This window comes from Streptomyces sp. NEAU-174, assembly GCF_052665095.1.
Map to the genome: position 1 here is coordinate 1 of NZ_JBQTCE010000010.1, position 6,637 is coordinate 6,637.

6 protein-coding genes and 1 pseudogene are annotated in these 6,637 nt (G+C 67.2%); 3 read left to right on the forward strand and 4 right to left on the reverse strand.

The window, feature by feature from the left end; genetic code table 11:
- Positions 1 to 331: 331 nt before the first annotated feature.
- Together ACT2CW_RS27185 and ACT2CW_RS27190 are read right to left on the reverse strand one after the other, a co-directional pair.
- Positions 332 to 1,489 carry an FAD-dependent oxidoreductase gene (locus ACT2CW_RS27185; RefSeq protein ID WP_445518577.1) on the reverse strand — a complete coding sequence of 386 codons (1,158 nt, stop codon included), beginning with the start codon at positions 1,487 to 1,489 and terminating at the stop codon, positions 332 to 334.
- Positions 1,490 to 1,706: 217 nt separating this feature from the next.
- Positions 1,707 to 2,504 carry a siderophore-interacting protein gene (locus tag ACT2CW_RS27190; protein ID WP_445518578.1) on the reverse strand — a complete coding sequence of 266 codons (798 nt, stop codon included), beginning with the start codon at positions 2,502 to 2,504 and terminating at the stop codon, positions 1,707 to 1,709.
- 213 nt (positions 2,505 to 2,717) lie between these two features.
- Here ACT2CW_RS27190 and ACT2CW_RS27195 point away from each other — a divergent pair, with 213 nt between their 5' ends.
- Positions 2,718 to 3,473: a helix-turn-helix transcriptional regulator gene (locus tag ACT2CW_RS27195; protein WP_182470154.1), complete on the forward strand. Its 756-nt coding sequence runs from the start codon at positions 2,718 to 2,720 to the stop codon at positions 3,471 to 3,473.
- 180 nt (positions 3,474 to 3,653) lie between these two features.
- Here ACT2CW_RS27195 and ACT2CW_RS27200 read toward each other — a convergent pair whose 3' ends face one another.
- On the reverse strand, positions 3,654 to 4,535 hold the full coding sequence (locus tag ACT2CW_RS27200) for an ISAs1 family transposase (protein WP_240812580.1): 882 nt from the start codon (positions 4,533 to 4,535) through the stop codon (positions 3,654 to 3,656).
- Between ACT2CW_RS27200 and ACT2CW_RS27205 the strand changes: the two genes are divergently transcribed.
- Complete coding sequence (locus ACT2CW_RS27205; protein WP_240812579.1) at positions 4,444 to 4,770, forward strand: fumarylacetoacetate hydrolase family protein; 327 nt, start codon at positions 4,444 to 4,446, stop codon at positions 4,768 to 4,770. The genes ACT2CW_RS27200 and ACT2CW_RS27205 overlap by 92 nt on opposite strands.
- A gap of 73 nt (positions 4,771 to 4,843) precedes the next feature.
- Here ACT2CW_RS27205 and ACT2CW_RS27210 read toward each other — a convergent pair.
- Positions 4,844 to 5,282: pseudogene (locus ACT2CW_RS27210) on the reverse strand (transposase); the annotation flags it as partial.
- An 87-nt stretch (positions 5,283 to 5,369) separates the two neighbouring features.
- Between ACT2CW_RS27210 and ACT2CW_RS27215 the strand changes: the two are divergent.
- A complete protein-coding gene (locus ACT2CW_RS27215; protein ID WP_445518579.1) occupies positions 5,370 to 6,314 on the forward strand; it encodes a fumarylacetoacetate hydrolase family protein in 945 nt (314 codons plus the stop codon).
- Positions 6,315 to 6,637 lie beyond the last annotated feature (323 nt).

The window sequence follows — 6,637 nt, forward strand, 5'->3', positions numbered from 1 at the left end:
GGGTTGTCGGGGTGGGGGTAGGTGATCAACTGAAGGAAGCGGTTCGTGTGATGACGGAGGTGTCTGACGCCTCATCACAACGAACCGCTTCCGGATGCCATCGTCGCTGATTGCCGCTGTGTCCCGCCACCTCGACCACGATGCGGGCTCCCCGACGACCCCGACCGCCTGCTGGAACTTGCCGACGTCCTCGACATGCTGCCCGATCCGCGCCGTCGACAGGGCCGCCGTTACCGGCTCGGCCGCCCAGCGCTGTGGCCCGCCTCACCGGCTGGACCAACACCGCCCACCCCAGCGACCAAACGCCCTCTCACACCGCCCTCTTAGCGTTTTACTTGGCGAGTGAGTTGGCCACAATGGTGGCCAGTTTCCGTGCGGAGGAATCGGCGGACAGCAGCTGTTCGGTGCCATGTTCGATGGCCTGGGCCGTCTCGATGGAGCGGGGGAGCATGGTCTTCTCGTAGACGCGGATGGCGTCGTCGACAGTGGCCGCGTTCGCGAGGGCGAGGGCGAGTTCGCCGGCGTCAAGCATGGCGAGGTTGACGCCGGTGCCGAGCGGGGGCATGAGGTGGGCGGCGTCGCCGAGCAGGGTCACCGTCGGGTTGTGGTCCCAGGTGTGCGGGACAGGGAGCACGAAGATCGGGCGGTGGATGTAGAGGCCGTCGTTTTCGCTGATCATCTGGCGCATGCGGGGCGACCAGTGCGCGTACTCGTCGCGCAGCACGGCGCGGATGCCATCGGTGTCCTCGGCGGTCAGCCCCTTGGCGCTGATCCAGTCGACCGGAAGGCGTTGGATGATGTAGACGCGGATCTGGTTTCCGCTGTTGCGCTGGGCGACCAGGCTACGTTCGCCATCGGCTGCGTGGGCGATGCCCAAGCCGACCAGCTCGGCGATCTCGGGGTGTCGGTCGTCGACGTCGGAGAACCATGCTTCCAGGAAGCTGATCCCGGTGTACTCGGGGATGGCGGTGGACACGGCCGGACGTACCCGGGAGAAGGCGCCGTCGGCGCCGATGACCAGATCGGTCTCGACGCTCGTGCCGTCGGCGAAGTGCAATTGCCGCGGCCCATCGGTGGGTCCGCTGATCGTGTCGAGGGAGCGGCCCCAGCGCACAGTTCCCGTCTCCAGGGAGTCGAGCAGCAGGTTGCGCAGCTCACCGCGGTCGATTTCCGGCTTTAAGAGTTCGTCGGCCGCCGGGACTTGGTGGGACGTGATCGCGCCGGTCGGGTCCATCTGTCGCATTTCCTGCCCTTCGGGACGGGCGAGAGCGAAGAACTCGTCGAGCAGGCCGGCTTCGCGCAGGGCGACCTGGGCGTTGTCAGCATGCAGGTCGAGGGTGCCGCCTTGGTTGCGGGAGTCGCGGCCCGGGTCGCGGTCGTAGACGGTGGCCGCGATGCCGCGCTGCTGGAGGATGCGTGCGCAGGTCAGTCCGCCGGGTCCGGCGCCGATGATGCTGATCCTGGCGTTAGCGGGTTCTGGGGACTTCATGGAAGTTCCTTTCTGTCGGAGAAGATGGAGTCACCGGGCGAACAGGGCGGGGCGGCGGCACTCAGAGGTCGCCTCGGTCATGGAGGTGCCTCGTGAACAAAACCAACCCGCGGAGGGCACGTCGCTGGGCGACGATGGGCGACAGAGCGAGATCTGCCACCGGAGTGGGGTGAAAAGGGCGGTCCACGCGGGCGGCCTCGACCGAACGCACCGGCCGTCATCCCGGAGTCGCCCTGCCGTGCCGCCAGTAACCGACGAAAGTGATGTCGGACTTGTCGACGCCACGCTCATGGACGAGGTGCCGCCGCAGTGTCGTGGGCAGGTGATTCTCACCCGCCACGAAGGTGGCGAAGCGCCCGGCCGGCAGGGCGGCCTTCATCACGGTGTCGAGAGCGTAGCGCCCCGGAAGTCCGGGGCGGCCGTCGCGCGGAAGCCAGTGCACGCTGACGTTCTGTGGCGTGTTCAACTGCTGGATGTCCGCGCTGCTGGGTACCTCGAGGAACACTTCGCTGGGCAACGCGCCCTCGTCGGAGTCCAGGATGGACAGGATGGCCGGCACCGCGGTCTCGTCCCCTACGAGCAGTTGCCATTCCACGCCATGGGGCGGACTGTAGGTGGCTCCCTCGTCGAGGATGCCGACCGGTTCGCCGGAGCGGGCGCCCCGCGCCCAGGTGGAGGCCGGACTGTCCCCTTCGTGGAGCACGAACTCGATGTCCAGTTCGGTGCGGTCGGGCCAGAAGTGCCGGGCCGTGTAGAAACGGACGTAGGGGCGTACCGCCTTGCCCGTCATCATGTATTGCGCCATCCATGTGGCGTCGGACCGGGAGGGCAGCCAGAGCCGGCCCTGGCCGGGCCGCCGGAACAGGAGCCTGAAGGCCTGGTCGACTCCGATCGGCCGGAAGTCCTTGAGGTCCTCTCCGCCCACGGTCACCAGCAGGAAGTTTCCCGGCCTCCACTCCTTGCGCACGACTTCGACCGACAGCATCCGACGGCTGACGGGCTTAATCCGGTTCATGGTGACGTCCTCTTCCCATGCATCGACGCCGCAACGGGAGATGGGTACGCACCACGCCCGGGCATCAAGTCAGGCATGCCTAACCGTAGAATGACGCTTGTGCGCATGGTGGCCATGCGATACCCCGGAACGGCCAGACCGTGATCGGAGCACGGGGCGAACGGGACTGCTGGGCTGGGACGGGACGGATCGGCGGATGGAGAGATGAGCGTCATGGCCCAGGCGACAGCTCTGGACGAGGGAGCCGCCTCTCCGATCCTGAGCATCGATCACCAGCATGCGCATCCGCCCCTCCAGGTGGCACCCCATACCCATTCGGAGCCGATGCTGCTGTGGGCGTCGACCACTTCCGTCACCCTGCGCACGCTCTCGCACGACTGGCTGGTGCCTCCGGGGCACGGCCTGTGGATTCCCGGCCGTGTCGAGCACACGGGGACGACACGGCACGCCGGTGAACTGTGCGTCATCCGGTTCATGGCCACGCACTGCCCCATCGACTGGACGCAGCCCACCGGCGTCGCCGTCGGGCCGCTGCTTCGTGAGCTCATCCGATACCTGCGGGCCGAGCCGGACGCGGCGAGCCGCCGGCATGCCGAAGCTCTCCTCTTCGAGGTCCTCATGCCGCTGCCGACCCACTCGATCCAGGTGCCCATTCCCGCCGAACCGCGCTTGCGTACGATCACCGAGCGACTCATTGACTCGCCCGGAGATCAGCGAGAACTGGCGATGTGGGCGGCGGAGGTGCACAGCGGGGTGCGTACTCTGTCACGGCTCTTCCTCGCCGAGACGGGGCTGACCTTCTCGCAGTGGAGGACTCGGGTCCGTGTCCGCGCCGCAGTAGGCCATCTGGCGACCGGCGCGTCCGTCAAGGCCACCGCGCGGGCCGTGGGATACCGAAAGCCCAGCGCCTTCATCGCCGCCTTTCAGCGCGTGACTGGGCAGACGCCCGGTACCTACGGGGGCGAGTAGGAGCCATGCAGCGAGTGCGGTTTGGTGTCACATGATGTGACGCTCGGGTTGAGCGGGTTGTCAGCTGTGCTGGGCTTGGTCCCCTTTGACGGACATCATCCTTCTGGAGCGGCAGCCACTGATCTTCGATGTCCGCCAAACGGGATCAAGTCCAGGTGTGGGCCCAAGGCGCCTGCGTGCTCACCTGCCGGGTTGGATGAGGTCGAGTGCATGGTCGGGGTGTGACGTGTAGTAGTCGGTGGCGTGGGCGGTGTTGGTCCAGCCGGTGAGGCGGGCCAGGGCGATCGCGATGTTACGGAAAGTGGGCATTGCGCGGGGCGTGTTCCCGGTCCGGATCTTGGAGGCGTCCTCGGCGAGGGTGGTGTCCCGGACGTGGTGATGGGCTTCGACGTGCCAGTGCTCGCGCACCGCTCGGGCGAGCTGAGCGTCGGTCGCGGAGAACGCGTCGTGGCTGGTGACGGCATAGACGTGCTCGATCTGGATCTTCCCGCTGTGCAGGTCGCGTCGGCGGCGGGTTACCTTGATCGCCTGGGCGGCGTGCGGGAGCCGCAGCCGGCGCGAGACCCGGACGGCTTTGAGGCGGCGGATCTCATCACGGCCGTGCCCCTTCTCCCGGGTGGCGTGGCCGAGGGGGACCTGGTTCCAGGGCAGCGACTTGAGGAAGTCGTGCAGCTTGGGATGGTTGTCCTTCACGATCGCGATGTAGTCGGCCTTCTTCTCCTCGACGAGGAACTGCGCGTGAGCGTGCTGGGTGTGCAGGGCGTCGAACGTGACGGTGCGGCCGACCAGGTCGAGCGGAGCGAGAAGAGGCTTGAACTCGCTGTTCTCGCCCTTCTTCCCGGCGACCTGCCGCTGGTTCAGCGTCAAGCGTTCGCCGTGGGTGACGGCTGCCAGTAAATGCACCGCCTTCGTCGCCGCAGTGCGCGATCCGCGCAGGCTCTTGCCGTCGACGGCGATCGCGCACAGCCCTTTGTCCTGGTCGGGGCGGCTGCAGTGTCCTGCAAGCCACGCACCCCCGATCGAGTGCCGTATCAACGGCGAGGTGATGCAGCGGAGCTCCACCAAGCAGCTCATTTTCTCGGTGCCCCGTCTGATGGAGCATCTCTCGGCGGTCCTGCCCCTTATGCCGGGTGACGTCGTCTTCACTGGCACCCCGGCGGGGATCGGCGGAGCGCGGAAGCCCGCCCGCTTCCTCCTGGAGGGCGACGTCGTCGAGACGCGTATCAGTGGCATCGGTGAACTCCGCCAGGTCTGCGTCCCCTCTGCCGAGACGGGAGAGCGACAGGTGACCACATGATGCAGTTGGCCCTCAAGGGCGTCGGGAGTACGGCGGGGGCCAGCCGAGCCGGTCCCCCGACTGAGGGGTCCTTTCAGCATGCCGGGTGCTGACGGGCGAGGGGCATGCAGGGGGCGCGCTGGAGGAAGGTGTCGTGCATGTCGTTCCGGGCTTCCCGGCGGGTTCGTAAGCGGCGAGGGCCGTGGAGCCAGGCAAAGGGGGGGACTCGACAACCCACCGCACACGGCTCAGGCCGAGTCGTGGGGCTGACCGCGCCGGGCCATCTTCGGAGTGACCGCCACGCTCACGCAGTCGACAGGGGCGGCTGTCGTGGTCGTGGCCACGGTCGGCATACACGGTGCCGGGCTTGCGCCGGGTCCGACCCCGCTTGCCCCGCACCGGCGGCAGGCCGTCGACCTGCGGCAGGAGCCGCGTGACGCCATTGCGGCGCCTGCCGGTATGCGACACCCGCAGGGGGTGCCGTGCGCGTCGGTCAGCATGTGGCGATTCAAGCCCCGCCGCGCACGGTCAACACCCGCGAGCAGCATGGCATCACGCACCTCTCCACCGTGCCACAAGAAAATCATTCTGCCAGGAACCCTTGAAAAGGAACAACCACGATGCGATTCGTCACCTACGCCGACGGGCCCGCGGACGACCCCGCCGACCGGGTAGGCGTGCTCAGCGAAGATCGGATTTACGCCCTCGCCTCGGGGGTGACCCTGCGTGGGCTCCTGGGAGATGACGGGGAACGCCTGCACCGGGCGGGAGAGCAAGCGCTGAGCGATCCGCGAGATGTCGTGCCCCTCAACGGCGTACGGCTGCGGTCACCTATTCCCGATCCCCCCTCCGTCCGTGATTTCATGACGTTCGAACAGCATGTCGAGGGTGCGCGCAGACTCGCGGGCGTCGCCGAGATTCCGCCGCGGTGGTACGACGCTCCCGCGTTCTACTTCACGAACCCCAGCGCCGTGCTAGGTCCGCACGATGACGTGCCCGTCCCTCCAGGGAGTGATCTGTTCGACTTCGAACTGGAGGCGGCCGCTGTCATCGGGCTCGGCGGGCGGGACATCCGTGCCGCCGAGGCGGAACGGCATATCGTGGGATACTGCCTGCTCAATGACTGGTCTGCGCGGGATGTGCAGTTCGAGGAGATGACTGTCGGGCTAGGGCCCGCCAAGGGGAAGGACACCTCCCTCACACTCGGGCCGGTACTCGTCACAGCCGACGAGCTCGCTCCGTTCCGCTCGGGCACGGCCTTCGACCTGAGGATGACCGCGGCGGTCAACGGCGAGGTGATCGGCACTGACCGGTGGGACGCGATGCACTTCTCCTACGCCGAGATGATCGAGTATGCGAGCCGCGGCACAGAGATTCGCCCGGGTGATGTACTCGGCTCCGGCACCTGCGGCGGAGGCTGTCTCGCCGAGCTATGGGGGCGCAAGGGCCGTGACGCCCATCCACCGCTGCGGCCCGGCGGCACGGTCACGATTTCCGTCGACATTCTAGGCGCCATCACCTCGAAGATCGTTTCCTACCCGGACCCGCCCGTTGCTGATCACTGATGATGCGGTTATTGCAGAGTGAATCAGCCACCGGCGAAATTGACGCTCCCGGCACTGGCGCGGATTCGCGCTTGGCGACCACCCGGCGTCCGGCCAGGTCGACGATCCATACCCTGGCCATCTCATCGAATGGCTCCTGGCTGGCCACTCCAAGGCCAGTGCCGCAGAGTTACCGGCTGCTGACTCCACCTGATCTGTGTTGCGGGCCTGCCCTGGGCAGTGGGCTTCTCCGGGAGCTATCGGCAGGATCAGAACGCTGGAGGAATTCGCACAGGGACACTGTCTCTTGGCAGGGATGTTCGTCCAGTTCACCGAGGGTCTTG

Bases quoted from the DNA above. Each gene is read 5' to 3' on its own strand.
- ACT2CW_RS27185 (WP_445518577.1), bottom strand. From the start codon at position 1,489: ATGAAGTCCCCAGAACCCGCTAACGCCAGGATCAGCATCATCGGCGCC.
- ACT2CW_RS27190 (WP_445518578.1), bottom strand. From the start codon at position 2,504: ATGAACCGGATTAAGCCCGTCAGCCGTCGGATGCTGTCGGTCGAAGTC.
- ACT2CW_RS27215 (WP_445518579.1), top strand. From the start codon at position 5,370: ATGCGATTCGTCACCTACGCCGACGGGCCCGCGGACGACCCCGCCGAC.
- ACT2CW_RS27195 (WP_182470154.1), top strand. From the start codon at position 2,718: ATGGCCCAGGCGACAGCTCTGGACGAGGGAGCCGCCTCTCCGATCCTG.